The following is an 18,165-nucleotide window of genomic DNA, read 5'->3' as shown; positions in this document are numbered from 1 at the left end:
TCCTCCTCAGCTTAACGTCTCGACTGCTTTAACGCTCAGTTCGACGTCGATGTTGCCGCGCGTTGCCTTCGAATACGGACAGAACCCGTGTGCTTTTTCAAGCAACTCTTCCGCTTCTTCCTGCGTCACCCCTGTAACTTCGACGAGCAGTTTTGCTGAAATTTTGACACCGCCGTCCGAGTCATCCTCGTGGAGATGGACCTCGGCCGTCGTGTGCGACTCGACCCGTTTCTTCGCTTGACGGGCCATCAACTTGAACGCCCCGTCAAAGCAGGCCGAATAACCGGATGCGAAAAGCTGTTCCGGATTCGATGTCTTCACATCTTCCTTGCCCTTCGTGCCGGGCATCTCCAGTTCCAAATCGATGACGTTGTCATCAGAGACGACACGCCCTTCCCGTCCACCGTTCGCTCTTGCTCTTGAAGTGAGTATCGTTTTCCCCATTTTAAACTACCCCTTTTCGTCGAGATTAGCTGTTGGCGCTTAGCCACATAGTCTGTAATACCACTCTGATTTAGACGGTAAACAAAAAAACACTTGCGGCCGGAGCCGCAAGTGTTCATATAGAGCATCATCATGCTGTTTCTTCCTGCACCTGCACTTCTTCCTTCCGTCCTGTCATACCGATGAGGATGAACAGGACTGCCGGTGTCGCCCAGGCAAACCCTTGTTCAGCGAACGGCATGAACGAGAGCGGTGAATCAAGCACCTGCATCGCTTGCAGGGCATCGAACAGACCGACCGCAAGAGCGAAGCTGATTGCCCCGGCGTATGCGAGACGCTTCATGCGAAGGTAATCGTCAACGAGTCCGAGCAGGATCAGGACGATTGCTGCCGGATAGACGAACGTCAGGACCGGTACAGAGACCTGCAAGATTTTGCTCAAGCCGAGGTTCGACGTGAAAAGACTCGAAACCGTCAGTATCGTCATCCACGAACGATAGGAGACGCGCGGGAACTGTTTCGCGAAATACTGCGCACATGACGTGATCAGACCGACGGACGTCGTCAGGCAGGCCAGTGTGAAGAGAAGGCCGAGCAGGATTCCTCCCGGTTGACCGAAGAAGTGGAGCATCAGGTTCGTCAGCGTCCCCGCCCCGTTCTCAGCCGGCGCAAACAATCCAGTGCTCTTCGCACCAAGGTAACCGAGGACGAGATAGACTGCAAGCAGAACCGAACCGGCAATCGCTCCAGCATAGATCGTCTCCTTGACGAGACGTTCTTTTGGAGCCCCTTGATTCTTCAAAGCAAAGAGGACGACAATCCCGAAGGCAAGCGAAGCAAGGGCGTCCATCGTCAAGTAGCCGTCCTGGAACCCTTGAGCGATTGGTGAAGCGGCGTACGCGCCGGTCGCACTTCCCGTCTCTCCGAAATCGACGAAGAAGGAGCGCGTGATGATCGCACCGATCAACAAGAGAAGGGCCGGCGTCAAAATCGCGCCGAAGCGCTTCGCAAGCTTATCCGGATCAAGCGCAAGGAAGTAGGCGAATCCGAAGAAGAGGAGCGTGTAGATGAACAATGGCAACGCTCCGTTCCAACCCTCAGGAAGGAATGGTGCAACACCCATCTCGTAGGCGAGGCTGCCTGCGCGTGGAATGGCGAGCAACGGCCCGATTGCAAGATACACCGCGAGCGGGAACAATATCGCGAACAATGGATGGACGCGTCCCGCAAGCTGCTCGAAGCCGCCGGTCTTTGCGATAGCGGCGACTCCTAGAATCGGCAGGCCGACGGCAGAAGCGATGAAGCCGATCATCGCGAGACTTGTCGCGTCACCGGCGGATTGTCCAAGTAACGGCGGGAAAATCAAGTTCCCTGCCCCAAAAAACATAGAAAATAACATTAAACTGGTCAAAACGATACGATTTGCAGATGTCACCATGATTCCCCCTTTTTCTCTCTGTTTTGTAAAACGAAGAAGATAGGTGCAATCGTAACATGAATGACATGATAATTGTCAGATAATTCGGTTAAGTTCACAATTTAGACATATTGAAAACGCTATCATCGGTTTAATCCAAAAAAAGACCGCCCCAGGGGCGGTCTTGAAAAAATCAGCTAGTCGCTTCATCGTCTTCCGATGACCCGGAAGGATGTTCAGCGATTTGCAGATAGATCGATTTCACTTGGTGATTATCGACCTCCATCACTTTGATGGTGTAGGCATCGAAGCGGAATTCCTGACCGCTCGATACTTCCGTATCCTGGGCCATGACCCATCCGCCGATCGTGTCGATGTCCTCTTCCTCGATTCCGAGGTTGAAGCGCTCGTTCAGATCGTCGATGAGTACGCGGCCGGAGACACGATAGAGGCGTTCGTGGATTTGTTCGATGTCCGCCTTCTCATCCTTGTCGAATTCATCACGAATCTCTCCCACGATTTCCTCGAGGATGTCCTCCATCGTGATGACACCTGCCGTCCCACCGTACTCGTCGATAACGAGTGCCATCGGTGTACGCTCGACCTGCATCTTGAGCATCGCGTCTTGAAGCGGCGAGTACTCCGAGATGATCGGCAAGTTATGGATGTAATAGCTGAGGGCCTTGCCCTTCTTGGCCATGTGATCCGTGAAGAGTTGTTTCGCATTGATGAAGCCGAGGACCTTGTCCTTGTCTCCGTCCTCTGCGACAGGATAACGCGTGAACTGGTGCTCTTCGACGATACTGATGATTTCCTCAAGCGTCGCAGTCGAAGGCAACGTGACGAGGTCCGTCCGCGGCAGCATGATATCTTTCGCGACACGCTCGTCGAACGAGAAGATGTTCTGCATGTAGGACAGTTCGGTCTGGTTGATCTCACCGCTCTTGTAACTCTGAGTCATGATGATCTTGAGCTCTTCCTCGGAATGGGCTTCTTCATGCCCTGCCGGCTCCACACCGAAAGTCCGAAGGAAGACACGTGCCGACCCGTTCAAGAGCCAGATGAAAGGCTTCATGACCTTACCGAACAGGTAAAGAGCAGGGGCGAGCAATAAGGTGATGGACTCTGTCTTCTGGATCGCGAGTGATTTTGGTGCCAGTTCGCCTAAAACGACGTGCAGGAATGTCACAAGTGAGAACGCGATGACGAACGAGAGAATCGTTGAAAGCGAGCTTGGAATCTCGAAGTTCTCGAACACCGGGTGAAGAATCTTCTCCACCGTCGGCTCACCCAGCCAACCGAGACCGAGTGCTGTCACCGTGATACCGAGCTGACAAGCCGAGAGATAGTAATCCAGATTCTCGAGCAATTGCTTTGCGATTTTCGCCTTCTTGTTACCTTCCGTGATCAATTGATCGATTCGTGACATCCGCATTTTGACGACTGCGAATTCGGCTGCTACGAAGAATGCCGTCAACAAAATCAATAACGCTACCAAGAATAAGTTGAGTAAAAGTATACTGTCCAATCGTTTCCCCTTCCAGGGGATTCACCTCCATTTTTTTCGCGGCGGCGTGAAGCCGTCGCTGCCGGAAGGGCAAAAAATGCCTTCCGGTCGCCAAGAGAACGTGTCTCTTATTTTTTTGTGTATTATCCCTACTATAACGGAATTCCGGCCTAAAGTGTAGAATCCGCCTTCCTCACACGATGTAGAGGATGAAGATCGCGATCATGAGGAGCATCGCAAGACCCTTCAGCAGCGCACTCGACAAGATGCCGAGGACCGTCCCGATTCCAATCGAAACAGATGCCTGCCATGTCTTCTTGTCGATCAGCTTCTCGGCAAGGATCGCGAAGACGAACGGGAAGATCAAAAGACCGATCCCCGGAAGGATGAACGGACCAGCGATCAGTCCGATCGTCGTCGCCACCTTGGCGGCTTTCGATCCACCGCGTTTGTCGACCGTATAGGCACTGACGAGATAATCGAGTGTGAACAACAGGAAGATGAAAATCGACTGGATGACCCAGAACGTCCATGTCAACTCCGAAAAGCCGAAACCGAAACCGTAGATCAGGAACCCGATGATCAGGAGCGGTGCGCTCGGGATGACCGGATAGACCAGTCCTGCGAATGCTGCGATGAAACAAGCTACGATAAGTAGCCAAAGTACTGCTGTCATTTTTCTACCTGCTTTCTAAAAGTTGTCTACTCCGTTGTTACGTGATGAAGGACTGATAGGTTTCAAGGCTTTTTCCTCCCAGTCCCTCAAATAGCGGGCATCCCATTCATTCAGTCCCGAAAATTCGATGCCGCTGAGGATGAAAGGAATGAAGTCATCGATCGCCTTCGCATGCTCCGGAAGCGCCTGGCGCTTTGCGAGCATAAGTGCCTCGAGCATCGTCGCAATTACGGAAACGTCCTCTTTTCCGTAATGCCGCAACTGATGGAACGTCAGATAAAGCAAGCGATCGAAAGACTCGCGTCGCATCACCAACCGCTTGCCGTCTCGTTCGATTTCGAGATGCCCGTCAGGCTGGGCGGCGTGACGCCGGAACAGATCCCCGATATAGCGGATGGCGTGACGAGCCGTATTCGGATCGTTGATGCCTGGAGAAATCGCACGCAAACCGACTTCTGCCAGTTTTTGCAGGACGAACGGAAGATCCTGCTCGGCCGAACGCGAAAGACCGACGACGATTCCTTCCGTCTCGCCTCCGTTCACCGTGCCGATGATCTGTCCTTCCGTGACGAAATCGCCAATCGGCACATCGATCGAGACATTCCCCGATTCCAGTATTTCATCGTGGTCGATCAAGCGGACATACCCCGTCGCGGGACTGAGAAGCGGCTGCGCGTAGGACGGTATGTCGAACGTGACCTTATGGCGTCCTTCAGTAAAATGTTCCAGTTGTTCCTCGATCAGCGCGATGCCTTCATCGTGTAACGTATCGAGCAACCGGCCAACCTGAATCGACTGACTGACGATGTGGACGAACTGGACGAAGGCGATCACCGCGATCAGCACGACTAATACGGCGACGCCTGAAGCGACGACGGTCTCCTTGAACGACGGCTTCATGAAAAGCAGACTCGTGATGCTATAGGTCACCGCAGCGATGAAGACGCCGAAAATATGCTGAATCTTCTTGTTCTCGATGAACGTCGGCAGTGTCCGTGGCGAGAACTGTGAGGAGTAGGTCGTCAACACGACAAGGATCGTCGAGAACGTGAACGTCATCATCGTCAACAATCCGGTGAAGACGGAGCTGTGAATCGTCTGGGCAAGACTCGTCGTCGTCCGGAAACTTTTCGGGAACAGGTCGTATGTATCGACGAAGAGGACTGCCGCCGTCAACACTGCCCCTCCGATTCCATAGAGAAGCGGCCACCACCAATTCGCCTCACGCAACAGCACTTTCCATTGTTTTCGCATCGTCTCTGCTCCCCTTCAATCATTATTCTGCTAATACTTCTTTTTCCTTGTCCTGCCTTCTTTAAAACGCGTTGCGGCAATCATTCCCCTACATTGAAACGTTTCATTTTCCCTTATTAGGTGAATAGTTGATTGTTGATTTGAACAGGAAGGGAATGAAGAGAGAATGAATAAAGAAACATTCGATTTCACAAGAATCTTTATCGATGGAGAATGGCGTTTAGGGAAGAGCGAGCGCACGATGACGAATACGAACCCTTTCACAGGGGAAACGCTTTTCGACATCAAGGCAGCCAGCGAGGAGGATCTCGATGATGCCTACCAGTCGGCAAAGCGGGCGCAGAAGGACTGGGCGAAACGTCCTGCGCTCGAACGACAGGGATTGATCGAGCGTTTCATCGAGGTGATGCAGCAGGAGAAGGAATTGATCATCGACTGGCTCGTCAAGGAATCAGGCAGTACGCGAATCAAGGCGGAAGGCGAGTTCAAGGCGTCACTTCTGATCGTCAAGGAGGCTGCGACGTTCCCGCTCCGGATGCACGGCGAGATTCGCCCTTCCGTCGTCCCGGGCAAGGAAAACCGGCTCTACCGGAAAGCACTCGGTGTCATCGGCGTGATCAGCCCGTGGAACTTCCCGTTCCATTTGGCCGTTCGCTCGATTGCACCGGCCCTCGCGATCGGAAACGCGGTCGTCGTCAAGCCGGCGACCGACACGCCTGTGACAGGCGGATTGATTTTCGCTTATCTGTTCGAGAAAGCCGGGCTTCCGAAAGGACTGCTGAACATCGTCGTTGGACGCGGTTCTGAGATCGGCGACGCGATCGTCGAGCATCCCGTCCCCCGCCTGATTTCTTTCACGGGATCGACCGAGGTCGGACGCCACATCGGCGAACTTGCGGGGAAACACCTGAAGAAGACAGCGCTCGAGCTCGGTGGGAACAACGTCTTCGTCGTCCTCGACGACGCGGACATCGATCGCGCCGTCGAGTCGGCCGTCTACAGCAAGTTCTATCACCAAGGCCAGATCTGCATGGCGACTAACCGGATTCTCGTCGCTGAATCGATCCATGACACGTTCGTCGAGCGCTACGTCGAGCGCGTCAAACAACTTCAGTATGGAGATCCTTCGAACGAACGGACGCAGGTCGGCCCGCTCATCAACAAGGACCAGATCGAACGCATCATGGACGAACTTGAGAAGACGAAGCAGGAAGGCGCAAAGGTTCTGGTCGGCGGGAGCGTCGAGGGCAACGTGATCGCACCGACCGTCGTGACCGGCGTGACGAACGACATGCCGCTCGCGAAGAATGAGATTTTCGGACCGGTCGCGGTCATCATTCCGTTCAAAAGTGACGAGGAAGCGATTGAAATCTCGAACTCGCTGCCTTACGGTCTAAGCGGTGCAGTACACGGCGGATCAATCGAACGGGCGACACGATTCGCGCTCGATATCGAGACCGGCATGATCCACGTCAACGATCAGTCCGTCAACGACGAGCCGCACATCCCGTTCGGAGGCGAGAAGGATTCGGGACTCGGCCGCTTCAACGGTGAATGGGTGCTCGAAGAGTTCACGACGATCCAGTGGGTATCGGTCATGCATGAACAGCGTGCTTATAAACCATTTTTCCCTTGATACAAAAGAAGACTTGCGTTCCGACGATCGGATCGCAAGTCTTCTTCTCATTCAGTGGCATCTTCATCTTCCGTTTTCTCATTCGGATTCTCGCGTTGCAGCGGTGCCTTCCAGTCGAACGTCTCCGGCACGAAGTCAAGTCCGCCGGGGTGGAACGGTTGACAACGCAGGAGACGGCGCGTCGTCAGATAGCCGCCCTTTACTGCGCCATGCTTCTCGATCGCTTCCTTCCCGTAATGGGAACAGGAGGGATAGAAGCGGCAGGTGGCCGGTTTGACGGGAGATATGAACCGTTGATAGAAGCGGATGCCGCCAATCATCACTTGTTTCATCATTCTTTCTTCCTTCCGTATGCGTTTGAGACAAGTATAAGCCATCGTCCGCTTCATTTCCCGTCGTTTGTCTTATACTGAATGTAGATAACAGACAAAAGGAAGTGATCGCATGCACGCATTGACATTCAGTACGTTCGGAGGTTCAAACGTCCTCTCTTATCAGGAAATCCCGAAGCCATCCCTTAAGGCAGGTGAGGTGCTGATCGAGATGAAGGCGATCGGTTTGAACTTCGCCGACATCTATCGCCGCAAAGGAAACTATCACCTCGAAGGCACTCCTCCTTACGTCCTCGGCTATGAGGGAGCAGGCATCATCGTCGAGGCTGCGGCAGATTCGCCGTTTACGGCCGGCGACCGCGTCGCTTTTGCTGACGTCCCGAACGCGAACGCAGAGTTCGTCGCGGCTCCGATTGATAAGGTCATTCCGCTTCCGGACGGCATCTCTTTCGATACGGCCGCCTCCCTCCTGCTTCAAGGATTGACGGCGCATTACCTGACGCGTGACAGCTATCAGATCCGCCCGCGCGATATCGCGCTCGTCCATGCGGCAGCCGGCGGCGTCGGTCAATTGCTTACGCAGATCATCCGTCTGCAGGGCGGCATCGTGATTGGCTTGACCTCGTCGAAGGAAAAGGCAGCTGTCGCGAAGGCGAACGGCTGCACGGACGTCTATCTGTACAGCGAGGACTGGGTCGAGGAAGTCCGCTCGAAGACGAATGGACGCGGCGTCGACGTCGTCTACGAATCGATCGGCTCGACGATCCTCGACAGCTTCGCTGCTGCACGGACGGGTGGAACAGTCGTCTTCTACGGCATGGCGGGCGGTGATCCGGTCGCGATCGACCCAAGGATGCTGATGGACACATCGAAGACGCTTACCGGAGGCGATCTATGGAACGTCCTGACATCGCACGAGGAACGGATTCGCCGGAGCGGCGAGCTGTTCGATTGGGTCCTGTCCGGCCAATTGTCACTCGAGACGCCGACCATATTCAGCTTAGAGGACGGCGCGCTCGCTCATGATCTGCTAGAAAGCCGCAAGAGCACCGGTAAAATCCTCCTGCGCCCCTGAAACCAAAATCCGTCCCCACTTGAAAAGGGACGGATTTTTTGTGTTCAGCGGCGTGCTTCCAAGTCTTTCGCCGTCTTGCTCATCGGCACATCCTTCTCGTCCTTCAGCGTGCCGAAGACGAGGTCACCGAGCGGGTTCGAAACCCCATACCAGAAGTTCTCGTTCTTGAAGTGATGCAGCAGGTGCGTCTTCTTCATCCATTTCCCGAACCGGGTCCGGGGTTTCAGCTGGACGTGCGCGACGTAATGTTTCCATTCATACACGAGCAACATCGCAACGAGACCGCTTGCGAAGGCAAGCGTCAGCGGCAGCGAGCCTGTCGCGAAGTAGGCGATCACCGCGAGGACGCCGAGGTTCGGAATGCTGTACCAGACAGGGAGGAACAGCAAATGGAGCTCGTTCGGTTTCGCATGATGATCGTAATGAAGACGTTTCAGGAACTTCAGCATGAACTTGTTTTTCGGGGTCTTCAGATGGAACAGGAATCGATGGGTCAGGTATTCACTGAACGCAAAGACGAACAGACCGAGCACGAAGCTGACCGGCAGCCACCAGCTCAGCGGTGTCGTCAACACGTAGATGACCATCGCGAGCAACAGGCCTGACATGATCAGTACATCCGGGAAGAAGAAAAAATTGCGATAGACGGTTTTCAATGTATGACATCCCCTTTTTCATTTTCCTAGCTCAAAGATGAATTCTCGTTCATTCCCCTTTCTTCCTTCAACCATGAAAAAAAGAAGGAGGATTCCCTCCTCCTTCCGCTCAATGATTCGTGAACTGTTCTGCCTCCGTCGACCCTGATAAAGCCATCGTCGACGACATGCCTCCCGAGATGACGAGGGACACTTCATCGAAATACCCTGTCCCGACTTCGCGCTGGTGGCGAGTCGCCGTGTATCCTTTCACCTCGGAAGCGAACTCCGCCTCCTGCAGTTCTGAGTAGGCGGCCATCCCGCGGTCCTTGTAGGCGTGGGCGAGCTCGAACATGCTGTGGTTGAGCGCATGGAAGCCTGCGAGCGTGACGAACTGGAACTTGTAGCCCATCTTTCCGAGTTCCTGCTGGAAGCGTCCGATTGTCTCCTCGTCGAGCTTCTTTTTCCAGTTGAACGATGGAGAACAGTTGTATGCGAGCAGCTTGCCCGGGAACTCGGCGTGGATCGCGTCCGCGAACTGCCGCGCCTCGTCCAGGTTCGGCTCAGACGTCTCACACCAGACGAGGTCCGCGTACGGTGCGTAAGCGAGACCGCGGGCGATTGCCTGTTCGATGCCGGCGTTCGTCTCATAGAACCCTTCCGGCGTCCGCTCCCCGGTCAAGAACTGGTGATCGACCGGGTCGACATCGCTCGTGATCAGGTTCGCCGCGTTCGCGTCGGTCCGGGCGATGATGACGGTCGGTACACCCATGACATCAGCTGCCAAGCGTGCCGCGATCAAGTTCTTGACCGCCGTCTGCGTCGGCAGAAGGACTTTGCCGCCGAGGTGCCCACACTTCTTTTCCGACGACAGCTGGTCCTCGAGGTGGACGCCGCTCGCCCCCGCCTCGATCATCGCCTTCGTCAGCTCGAACACGTTGAGCGTCCCGCCGAACCCTGCTTCCATGTCGGCGATGATCGGGGCGTACCAATACGTGTCCCCTTTGCCTTCCGCCTGCTGGATCTGATCCGCCCGCTGGAACGCCTGGTTGATCCGTTTGACGACGGCCGGGACGCTGTTCGCCGGATAAAGGCTCTGGTCCGGGTACATCTGTCCTGACAGGTTGGCGTCTGCCGCCACTTGCCAGCCGCTCAAGTAGATCGCCTTGAGTCCCGCCTTCACCTGCTGAATCGCCTGGTTACCTGTCAATGCGCCGAGTGCAGGGACATAATCTTCCGTTTCGAGCAACTCCCACAGCCGTCTTGCTCCGAGCTGGGCGAGCGTCTGCTCGATCATGACCGAACCACGCAGGCGGATGACATCCTCCGGCGAATAGGGGCGTTCAACTCCCTCGAACCGCTCCGTTCCCCACTGCTCTTGCAACATCCCGATTTGCTCTTTTTGCATCCTCATTCTCTCCTTAGAATAGATGTATTTGGTCAATGAAAGGTAGTTCTGATCACTCGACTTCCGCGCAGCATTCCGTCGCCGCCTTCGCATGTTCATGCTCCATCCCGCAGACGAGGCATGACTTCGGGTCCTCGAATCGTTCACGGCGGGAAAGGACGACGACCTCTGTGAAACGTTCCGCGCTGACTTCAAGCTGACCGTTCGCTCCCGGAACGAGCCGGACGAGTTCATTGCCGCAGACGACGACAGTTCCAGACAGCTCATCAAGCGTCGCGCCTGCCGTCTCCTTCTTCGTGATCCATCCTTTGATCATCTCTTCTTGTTCCAGTCGGTAAGCGTTCATGTTCATTCCTCCTTAGTTGACAGGCGCCTGTTTCGCTTGACGTTTGAATTCCTTCCTGCGTCGGTGCAGGATCGGCTCGGTATAACCGTTCGGCTGACGATGCCCTTCAAATACCAGTTCGAGCGCCGCCTCGAAGGCGACCGAATCGTGGCCGGCCATCGGGCGATAGTCCGGGTCCTTTTCATTCTGTTCGTCGACGATGTCCCGCATCCGTTCCATCGCGCTCCTCACTTGTTCCTTAGTGACGACTCCGTGTTTGAGCCAGTTCGCGATATGTTGGCTGGAGATGCGCAGCGTCGCCCGGTCCTCCATCAGACCGACTCCATGGATGTCCGGCACCTTCGAACAACCGATGCCTTGTTCGACCCAGCGGACGACGTAGCCGAGGATGCTTTGGCAGTTGTTCTCGAGTTCTTCCTGGATCTCATCGTCCGAATACGAAGCCATCATCGGGACGGAAAGCATCCGGAGCCGGTCGACTGCCGGTCTCTCCCTGCGCTGAACGGATTTGACATCGACCGTATGATAATGAAGCGCATGGAGCGTCGCTGCCGTCGGCGACGGGACCCACGCCGTACTCGCGCCGCTTTCGACGTGAGCGATCTTCTGCCGCATCATCTCAAGCATCAAGTCCGGCATCGCCCACATCCCTTTTCCTACCTGTGCTCTCCCTTCGAAACCGCAGTTCAGGCCGGTCGCGACATTCGAATCTTCGTAGGTGTTCAACCACTCCGCCTGCTTCATCTCCTGTTTCCGCACGACAGGTCCTGCCTCCATCACGCTATGGATCTCGTCACCCGTCCGGTCAAGGAATCCTGTGTTGATGAAGACGATCCGCTTCTTCACGGCATGGATACAGTTTCTGAGATTGAGCGATGTCCTGCGTTCTTCGTCCATCACGCCGACCTTGATCGTATGGCGCGGGACACCGATCAGGTCCTCGACCCGGTCGAACAACTCGTTCGTAAAGGCGGCCTCCGTCGAGCCATGCATCTTCGGCTTGACGATGTAGATTGATCCGGCTCTCGAATTCCGCTCTCCTGAACGCATCAGATCATGCTTCGCGATCAAGCTCGTCAGGACGGTGTCGATGATCCCCTCCGGCATCTCCATGCCGGATTCGTCTTTGACGAGTTCCGTCGTCATCAAATGACCGACGTTTCGGATGAAGAGAAGCGATCTTCCAGGCAGGTCGAACAGCCTTCCATCCGGCCCCTCGTACTGACGGTCCTTGTTCAAACGCCGTTTGAACATGTGCCCGTTTTTCTCGAAAGTCGCTTCGAGCGTCCCGTTCATCAGCCCGAGCCAGTTGCGGTAGACACCGATCTTGTCGATGGCATCGACGGCTGCGACCGAGTCTTCACAATCGACGATCGTCGTCGTCGCCGCCTCGACGACGATGTCCTTGAGCGATGCCGGGTCCGTCATGCCGACCGGATGCTTCGGATCGAATTGCAGCTCGATATGGAGACCACTGTGTCGGAACAGTAACGCACCGTCCCGCCTCCCGACCCATTGTTCGGGCTGTTTTAATACAGTCGTCTTACCTGCGAGTTCGACCAGGAGACGACCTTCCTCTACCTTGTATCCCGTCACGTCGGTGTGACTTCCTTCCGCGAGCGGGATGGCACTGTCGAGGAACTGTTTCGCATATGCGATGACTTGCGCTCCCCGCACCGGGTCGTATCCTCCAACATTCGAGCTTTCGCCCGGTATGACGTCCGTCCCGTACAGCGCGTCGTAAAGGCTTCCCCACCTCGCGTTCGCCGCGTTGAGGGCATAACGTGCATTATCGAGCGGGACGACGAGCTGCGGACCTGCCTGCTCCTTGATTTCCCGGTCTACGCCTTCCGTCTCGATCCGGAAGGGGCCTGTCTCCTCCTCGAGGTATCCGATTTCACGCAAGAACACTTCCTCGATCTCCGCACCCTCTTTGAATTCGCGGTACCAATGATCAAGCTGCTCCTGCATGCCGTCCCGCTCCACTAAGAGCAGACGGTTCGCCGGGGCGAGTTCTGTCAACAGACCGCTCACCCTGCGCCAAAAGACGCTGCTCTCGATATCAAGGCCCGGCAATACTTCGCCTTCTACGAATTCGACAAGTGCTTCCGAAAATTGATGATCTCCAAAGTGCCGATATCCTTCCAATCGCCAAACCTCCCTTTCGATTTCCGTTCCACCCTTTTGTTATATAACAGTTTATTATTTATGATTGTATTATATAACAGCATGTATGTGTACTGTCAATCCAATTTTTTGACAAAAAAAAAAGCGAGAGTCTCCTCTCACTTTCGGTCCCCATGGAACAACCGGCGCAACAGTGCCTTCGATGGGACGTCGCGTTCCTCATATTTTTTTAGAAATTCCGTGTCGTCGTACGGGGCTTCCAGCAATTCGACGTCCCATCCGGAACTCCTCTTCTCGACGATCGCATAAGGTGCGACCGCCGTCGGCTGGCATCCGAGCGCTCCCGGATTGAGATAGGTGACGCCATCTGCTTCTATATGCTGGACGGGATGATGGTGGCCAAAACAGATCAGCGTCGCATCTTCTCCTTCAAACAGCTGCGGCAAGCTTTCTTCCGTTCCGTCGACGGCGCTTGCGAGCGGTTCGTCCCCGATCAAAGCCTCCTCGTCACGATACGCATAGTGTGTGAAGTATGCTTCTGAACCAGAGAACGACCCGCGGAGCGTACGCGGCAACGCTTCAAGCCACGCGACGTACTCGGGATCAAGCGTATCCGCTACCCACTGATGATGCTCCTTCGCATGGAGATAGCTCTCCGGGTACTTCTCGCCATGGATGAGCGCAAGCACCGCCTCATCGTGATTGCCGGATACCGTCCTCATGTCTTGCCGCTTCGTCACAAGTTCGAGCACTTCGTTGTGCTCCGGACCGATGCCGACCAAATCTCCTAGGCAGTAGATCCGCTTGACGTCCCCCATGCGGTCGATTTCCTTGAGCACCGCGGAAAGTGCTGCTGCGTTTCCATGGACGTCCGTCAAAACTGCGAATTTCATCCTGATTCCCCCCTTCCCTTTACAGTGTACAATCGTAGTTCAATCAATACCCTCGATACAACTCAAAAATTCTCGACTGATAATTTTCAGAAAATATTGATTATTCATTTCACACGTGTTACTCTTAATCACAATTCAAGGGAGGGACCAAGCGATGACTACCGTGACATTCGAACGCCGTGCGCTACTCATTATTCTAAAGAAGAGGGACTGAGACGATTCCAGCTGCTGGAATACGCTTGGGCCCTTCTTCCGATGGAACGGATGAGGCGCCTGTATCATAAAGGTCGCCTATCCGATGACGGATAGGCTTTTTTCATGGACAAAGAGAGAAACAGAGAGGATGAGGAAGAGTGAAGGAATATATGATGGACCGGATGGTCAAAGTGTCTGCCGGGATGGCGAATGCCGTACTCGTGACTTTAGGGGTTGGCTTGTTGATTGAGACGATCGGCAAGATGATTGGAAGCGAGATGCTGATGATGATTGGAGCGGTCGCGAAAGCGCTGCTCGCACCTGCTCTAGGTGCCGGCGTCGCCTATCAGCTCGGCGGGAACACACTCATCCTGTTCAGCGCGATGATTTCGGCGACGATCGGTGGTGCTGCCTTACAGGCGTCCGAAGCGGGGCTGACCCTCGTCCCCGGTCAGCCGATCAGTGCCTTGATCGCCGCAGCAGCTGCAGTCTGGATCGGAAAACGGGTGACAGGAAAGACGAAGTTCGACATGATGGCCATCCCTGTCTCTGCCGTCCTCGGAGGAGGAATCATCGGGACGGGTGCCGCAGCTGTCACGACGCCCCTCTTGACGAAAGTCAGCGCTGGCGTTACAGCGTCGGTGGCCACGTCACCAATCGCGACATCACTTTTGATCGCACTCGTCTTCAGTGCGTTGCTCATGTCTCCGGCATCATCAGCCGCCCTCGCGATCGCACTTCAGCTCGATCCCGTCGCAAGTGCCGCTGCGTTGATCGGCTGTACGGCCCAATTCGTCGGATTCACCCTGATGGCATACCGCCAAGCTGAACCGGGTGCATTGATCGCTTCGTTCTTCGTCACGCCGAAAGTCCAGTTCCCGAACATCGTCAAGAATCCGCGTCTCGTCGTCCCGCCGTTCCTCGCCGCGATGGTCTCTGCGCCGATCGCTACCCTGATCTTCTCGTTGCAAGTCCCTTACGAGCTGGCAGGTCTCGGGTTGAACTCGATGATCGCTCCCCTCAGCATCTGGGTCGACCAAGGGCTGACTGCGTTCTCCATCTTCTTTGGCGCCGGCGTCTTGCTGCCGGCTGTCATCACGTTCGTTCTCTATCGCGCAATCAAACATGCAGGATGGACGAAGAAGGGCGATCTCGCACTCGAAATCCAGTAAGTCGAACAGCCGCAGTCCCCTACGAACGTGTAGGGAATTGCGGCTGTTTTTGATCAGCGGAAACTTCTCGTGCTGACCTTCTCCATCAGTTTGCAGAAACGGTTCCACTGCTTCGGGAAGTGGTTACTCCCCTGCTTGACTTCGTGATACGCTTCCCCGTCAAGGATGACATTCCACTGCGTGCCGTCCATGATCGCAAACATCTGATAGTTGTCGGCCCAGTTCAAGACATCGCATTTGTAAAGTCCTTCTCGCAGCCAATCGAGCTCGGATTCCGTCAAAACACGCTCTTCCCGGTTTTGAAGAACATCGATCTCGTAATAGCTGTCCGGTTCAGAGTCCCACGTCAGCTCCCCCGTTCGAAAATCGATTCCGATCGTGTAACACGGTCCATGAAATCCTCCGACATACGCCTTGAAGCTTTCTAAATCCAGATAAGGCCTGCGACCGCGGAACTTTTTCCATTTATGACCGCACGCGATGCATGCGTAACAGGCGTTCCCGAGGCTGTACTCCTCAAGCCCGATCAAAAGAGATTCATCAATTTGCACATTATGATCATCTTCGAGCTCCGGGATGATATCGTACGTTTCCTTGCTTCCGCATTTCGGACATGGTGGAGCTACTCGGATTCTCTCTATCATTTTTCTCGCCTCTTTCAGAATGATTGAACCGATTATACATCAATTGGAAGTTTAACCCAGTCTAAATTTATTCATAGGCATAAAAAAAACCTCAAGCTCACGCTTGAGGCCTTTTCCATTCTTCCTGCAGAATCGAATAGTAATATTCGTCCCACCAGTCGTCTCCTGCCGGAATACATTTTTTGAAATGCCCTTCGCGTCGCATGCCGATCTTCTCCATCACGCGCCAGGAGGCGATGTTCTCCGGCTGACACGTCGCGATGATCCGGTGAAGTCCGAGTGTCTCGAAACCGTATTCAAGTACCCGGGACGCCGCTTCTGACGCATATCCTTTTCCGTGATGATCCGGATGGAACACCCAGCCGATTTCATACGTATGCTCCCCGAAATAAGGATGGAACGCGATATGGCCTATCAGCTCTTCCTGCAGCGTGACTGCATACTTTTCAGCTTTCTCGGCTTGATCCGCGATGAAGACACGTGTCGCTTCAAAGTCGAAGACGTCCTCCGGCAAATAGGTCATAACGGAAGGATTAGAGACGTAGTCATGCAATGCATCCGCATCCCTCTCATCGAAAGGACGGATCAATAGATGATTCGTTTTCAGGTTCATCCCGTCCGACTCCCCCTTTTTTTGAACGTTATTTACTTGGCCGGATTAGAGCTTCCACGCCTTTTTCAACAACCCGATCAGCTTCTGCTGACGTTCTTCGAGGACGGACGGCGTCCACTTCTTCTCGCCGATGACCTGCGTCGTCAGCGCGAACGAGGTCACGCCTGATTTCGACTGGAAGTAGGCCGACTTCTTCTTTGCGAAATCGTAGTTGCGCGCCTGCGCATTCTTCGCCCGCGTCAACAGGACGAGGTTGCCGAGCTTATGGACATAAGCTTCAGGCTCGTCGAAGTTCTTCAGCCATTCGCTGTTCGCAGCCGGACGTTGCGGCAAGACGTGTTCGACCGTGATGATCGAGTGGTCGTAGTGCGGCTGTCCGTTCGAGAGGATCGAGTCGAGTCTGAGCAGCACGTAACGCTTCGCAGAGTCCTTCAACTCCGTGTAGACGTCGCCTTCGAGCTTCGTGATCACGTCCTTCTTGTCGCTTTCCCGCACTTCGAGCGCGCTCTTTGGCGAGAAGACGTTTTGCCCAGCCTCGATCTCTTTGAGGATCTGCGGATATCTTCCCTGACGCCAGTTGTAGTTTTTGCGCAGCACCATGCTCGTTCCCGCGAGCGTCTCGAGCCGCACGAGGAACTCCTCGAGCCGCGACTCGCCGTTCTTATGGATGTAGAACATCGCGACCGGAAGCCAGTCGACGTTGTCGACCCGATTGAGCAGCGTCAGGATCTTGATCAATTCCGGCTTGTCCCCGTAGTAGGAGTAGTAGTCCGTCAGCCGAAGATAGATCTCGCTGTACGGGATCAGGACATCGTTGATGAATGTCTTGCCGGTCACCTTTTTGAAGATCTCATCGTACTCTTCCTTCAGGTTCGCGCTGCCTTTACGCATCTGCAGGATCATCCGTAGATGTTCGAACAGCTTATTGAACCGTTCGCGTCCGAGCGAAACCTCGACGTCCTCCCACTTAGCCGTGTAGTTCCCCTGTTCGCGTGTAGCGACCTCCCCGACGACGCGCGCCTTGAAGATGTCGCTCGTCAGCAGGTCGAGACCCCGGTCATTCAGGACCGTGAAGATGCGGAACGCCGAATCGAAGTTGAGCGTCGATACGATGACGATGTAGCAGAGCGTCGCCACCGTCCCCGGTAATACCTTCAATGTCGATGCGTCAAGGCTCTCGAAACGTTCCATGAAGTAGAGCGCGTTCTCCTTGATCATCTTCTGGCTGTCCGTCTTGACCGTCGCATTCTGGAGTTTCCTGATGCCATCCTTCTTTTGGATGTAGTTCTTGAAGAAGTCATTGTCCCGGTTACGCAGTTCGAGCCGGTATGTATCCTCGATTCCCCGTATACGGCTCCCCTTCTGAAGGATCAGGCTCTCGATCTCCGCCGCATAGTCTTCGTCGAGGTGATCGCGAAGAGCCGCGAGCAATATCGTCAGCGTCGTCAGACGCTGCTGTCCGTCGAGAACCTCCGCCTTCGGGCCGTCCTGTTTGACGAGGACGATGCTCCCGAGGAAGTACGGTTCGTCGATATCCCCGATGTTCGACTCCGTGATTTTATAATGATCGATGTAGTTCAACAAATCGTCGAGCAGCTCCCCGGCTTCGTCCGTCGTCCACGAATAAGGCCGCTGGACGGGCGGGATCGTGAACAGGTAATCGTCCGAGAACACCTTGTGGAGCGGTGTCTCCTGTGCCGTTAACGTGTTTTTCATCTATGTCCCCTCTTTTCCGAATGAATCTCATTGTGCCGTGTCTCTTCTTTGAGTATATCCTATTTGCGAAACATT

General features: G+C 54.7%; 17 protein-coding genes. 3 read left to right on the top strand and 14 right to left on the bottom strand.

Annotated features, from left to right (window positions below; all coding sequences use genetic code 11):
- Positions 1-6: 6 nt before the first annotated feature.
- The 5 genes from DFG60_RS05095 to DFG60_RS05075 all read right to left on the bottom strand — a co-directional run bounded on the left by DFG60_RS05095 (position 7) and on the right by DFG60_RS05075 (position 5,298).
- Positions 7-444 carry an Ohr family peroxiredoxin gene (locus tag DFG60_RS05095; RefSeq protein ID WP_114570661.1) on the bottom strand — a complete coding sequence of 146 codons (438 nt, stop codon included), beginning with the start codon at positions 442-444 and terminating at the stop codon, positions 7-9.
- 130 nt (positions 445-574) lie between these two features.
- On the bottom strand, positions 575-1,882 hold the full coding sequence (brnQ, locus tag DFG60_RS05090) for a branched-chain amino acid transport system II carrier protein (RefSeq protein WP_114570660.1): 1,308 nt from the start codon (positions 1,880-1,882) through the stop codon (positions 575-577).
- A 172-nt stretch (positions 1,883-2,054) separates the two neighbouring features.
- Positions 2,055-3,389 carry a hemolysin family protein gene (locus tag DFG60_RS05085; protein WP_114570659.1) on the bottom strand — a complete coding sequence of 445 codons (1,335 nt, stop codon included), beginning with the start codon at positions 3,387-3,389 and terminating at the stop codon, positions 2,055-2,057.
- A gap of 172 nt (positions 3,390-3,561) precedes the next feature.
- A complete protein-coding gene (locus DFG60_RS05080; protein ID WP_114570658.1) occupies positions 3,562-4,044 on the bottom strand; it encodes a DUF456 domain-containing protein in 483 nt (160 codons plus the stop codon).
- Positions 4,045-4,059: 15 nt separating this feature from the next.
- A complete protein-coding gene (locus DFG60_RS05075; protein WP_114570657.1) occupies positions 4,060-5,298 on the bottom strand; it encodes a DUF2254 domain-containing protein in 1,239 nt (412 codons plus the stop codon).
- 166 nt (positions 5,299-5,464) lie between these two features.
- Between DFG60_RS05075 and DFG60_RS05070 the strand changes: the two genes are divergently transcribed.
- Complete coding sequence (locus DFG60_RS05070; protein WP_114570656.1) at positions 5,465-6,934, top strand: aldehyde dehydrogenase family protein; 1,470 nt, start codon at positions 5,465-5,467, stop codon at positions 6,932-6,934.
- 47 nt (positions 6,935-6,981) lie between these two features.
- Here DFG60_RS05070 and yidD read toward each other — a convergent pair whose 3' ends face one another.
- Positions 6,982-7,266 carry a membrane protein insertion efficiency factor YidD gene (gene yidD, locus DFG60_RS05065; RefSeq protein WP_232818630.1) on the bottom strand — a complete coding sequence of 95 codons (285 nt, stop codon included), beginning with the start codon at positions 7,264-7,266 and terminating at the stop codon, positions 6,982-6,984.
- A 112-nt stretch (positions 7,267-7,378) separates the two neighbouring features.
- On the opposite strand from yidD, the gene DFG60_RS05060 reads away from it, so the two are divergent.
- Positions 7,379-8,341, top strand: a complete 963-nt coding sequence (locus DFG60_RS05060) for a quinone oxidoreductase family protein (RefSeq protein WP_114570654.1) — start codon at positions 7,379-7,381, stop codon at positions 8,339-8,341.
- Positions 8,342-8,385: 44 nt separating this feature from the next.
- On the opposite strand, the gene DFG60_RS05055 is transcribed toward DFG60_RS05060, so the two are convergent.
- The 5 genes from DFG60_RS05055 to DFG60_RS05035 form a co-directional block, all read right to left on the bottom strand.
- Positions 8,386-8,949, bottom strand: a complete 564-nt coding sequence (locus DFG60_RS05055) for a sterol desaturase family protein (RefSeq protein WP_408608652.1) — start codon at positions 8,947-8,949, stop codon at positions 8,386-8,388.
- Positions 8,950-9,106: 157 nt separating this feature from the next.
- Positions 9,107-10,384 carry an isocitrate lyase gene (gene aceA, locus DFG60_RS05050; RefSeq protein WP_114570652.1) on the bottom strand — a complete coding sequence of 426 codons (1,278 nt, stop codon included), beginning with the start codon at positions 10,382-10,384 and terminating at the stop codon, positions 9,107-9,109.
- A gap of 52 nt (positions 10,385-10,436) precedes the next feature.
- Positions 10,437-10,730 carry a hypothetical protein gene (locus tag DFG60_RS05045; RefSeq protein ID WP_114570651.1) on the bottom strand — a complete coding sequence of 98 codons (294 nt, stop codon included), beginning with the start codon at positions 10,728-10,730 and terminating at the stop codon, positions 10,437-10,439.
- Positions 10,731-10,742: 12 nt separating this feature from the next.
- Positions 10,743-12,878 (bottom strand): malate synthase G, encoded by a 2,136-nt coding sequence (locus tag DFG60_RS05040; RefSeq protein WP_114570650.1) that lies wholly within the window; start codon positions 12,876-12,878, stop codon positions 10,743-10,745.
- A 137-nt stretch (positions 12,879-13,015) separates the two neighbouring features.
- Positions 13,016-13,750 (bottom strand): metallophosphoesterase family protein, encoded by a 735-nt coding sequence (locus DFG60_RS05035; RefSeq protein WP_114570649.1) that lies wholly within the window; start codon positions 13,748-13,750, stop codon positions 13,016-13,018.
- A 365-nt stretch (positions 13,751-14,115) separates the two neighbouring features.
- Here DFG60_RS05035 and DFG60_RS05030 point away from each other — a divergent pair, with 365 nt between their 5' ends.
- A complete protein-coding gene (locus DFG60_RS05030) occupies positions 14,116-15,117 on the top strand; it encodes a PTS transporter subunit IIC (protein WP_114570785.1) in 1,002 nt (333 codons plus the stop codon).
- 53 nt (positions 15,118-15,170) lie between these two features.
- Here the strand turns inward: DFG60_RS05030 and DFG60_RS05025 are convergent, their stop codons facing one another.
- From DFG60_RS05025 to DFG60_RS05015, 3 genes are all read right to left on the bottom strand, one after another.
- Positions 15,171-15,761 (bottom strand): zinc ribbon domain-containing protein, encoded by a 591-nt coding sequence (locus tag DFG60_RS05025; RefSeq protein ID WP_114570648.1) that lies wholly within the window; start codon positions 15,759-15,761, stop codon positions 15,171-15,173.
- Between the two features lie 97 nt (positions 15,762-15,858).
- Positions 15,859-16,374 (bottom strand): GNAT family N-acetyltransferase, encoded by a 516-nt coding sequence (locus tag DFG60_RS05020; RefSeq protein WP_114570647.1) that lies wholly within the window; start codon positions 16,372-16,374, stop codon positions 15,859-15,861.
- Between the two features lie 45 nt (positions 16,375-16,419).
- Positions 16,420-18,090, bottom strand: coding sequence for a DUF262 domain-containing protein (locus tag DFG60_RS05015; protein WP_114570646.1), 1,671 nt, complete (start codon positions 18,088-18,090; stop codon positions 16,420-16,422).
- Positions 18,091-18,165: the final 75 nt, after the last annotated feature.

Source organism: Exiguobacterium flavidum, from assembly GCF_003344535.1.
Classification (GTDB): Bacteria; Bacillota; Bacilli; order Exiguobacteriales; family Exiguobacteriaceae; genus Exiguobacterium_A; species Exiguobacterium_A flavidum.
This window is presented reverse-complemented; position numbering and strand designations above follow the sequence as displayed.

Bases quoted from the DNA above. Each gene is read 5' to 3' on its own strand.
- DFG60_RS05055 (WP_408608652.1), bottom strand. From the start codon at position 8,949: ATGTCAGGCCTGTTGCTCGCGATGGTCATCTACGTGTTGACGACACCG.
- aceA (WP_114570652.1), bottom strand. From the start codon at position 10,384: ATGCAAAAAGAGCAAATCGGGATGTTGCAAGAGCAGTGGGGAACGGAG.
- DFG60_RS05035 (WP_114570649.1), bottom strand. From the start codon at position 13,750: ATGAAATTCGCAGTTTTGACGGACGTCCATGGAAACGCAGCAGCACTT.
- DFG60_RS05025 (WP_114570648.1), bottom strand. From the start codon at position 15,761: ATGATAGAGAGAATCCGAGTAGCTCCACCATGTCCGAAATGCGGAAGC.
- DFG60_RS05045 (WP_114570651.1), bottom strand. From the start codon at position 10,730: ATGAACGCTTACCGACTGGAACAAGAAGAGATGATCAAAGGATGGATC.
- DFG60_RS05015 (WP_114570646.1), bottom strand. From the start codon at position 18,090: ATGAAAAACACGTTAACGGCACAGGAGACACCGCTCCACAAGGTGTTC.
- DFG60_RS05030 (WP_114570785.1), top strand. From the start codon at position 14,116: ATGATGGACCGGATGGTCAAAGTGTCTGCCGGGATGGCGAATGCCGTA.
- DFG60_RS05095 (WP_114570661.1), bottom strand. From the start codon at position 444: ATGGGGAAAACGATACTCACTTCAAGAGCAAGAGCGAACGGTGGACGG.
- brnQ (WP_114570660.1), bottom strand. From the start codon at position 1,882: ATGGTGACATCTGCAAATCGTATCGTTTTGACCAGTTTAATGTTATTT.
- DFG60_RS05060 (WP_114570654.1), top strand. From the start codon at position 7,379: ATGCACGCATTGACATTCAGTACGTTCGGAGGTTCAAACGTCCTCTCT.
- DFG60_RS05075 (WP_114570657.1), bottom strand. From the start codon at position 5,298: ATGCGAAAACAATGGAAAGTGCTGTTGCGTGAGGCGAATTGGTGGTGG.
- yidD (WP_232818630.1), bottom strand. From the start codon at position 7,266: ATGAAACAAGTGATGATTGGCGGCATCCGCTTCTATCAACGGTTCATA.
- DFG60_RS05080 (WP_114570658.1), bottom strand. From the start codon at position 4,044: ATGACAGCAGTACTTTGGCTACTTATCGTAGCTTGTTTCATCGCAGCA.
- DFG60_RS05070 (WP_114570656.1), top strand. From the start codon at position 5,465: ATGAATAAAGAAACATTCGATTTCACAAGAATCTTTATCGATGGAGAA.
- DFG60_RS05020 (WP_114570647.1), bottom strand. From the start codon at position 16,374: ATGAACCTGAAAACGAATCATCTATTGATCCGTCCTTTCGATGAGAGG.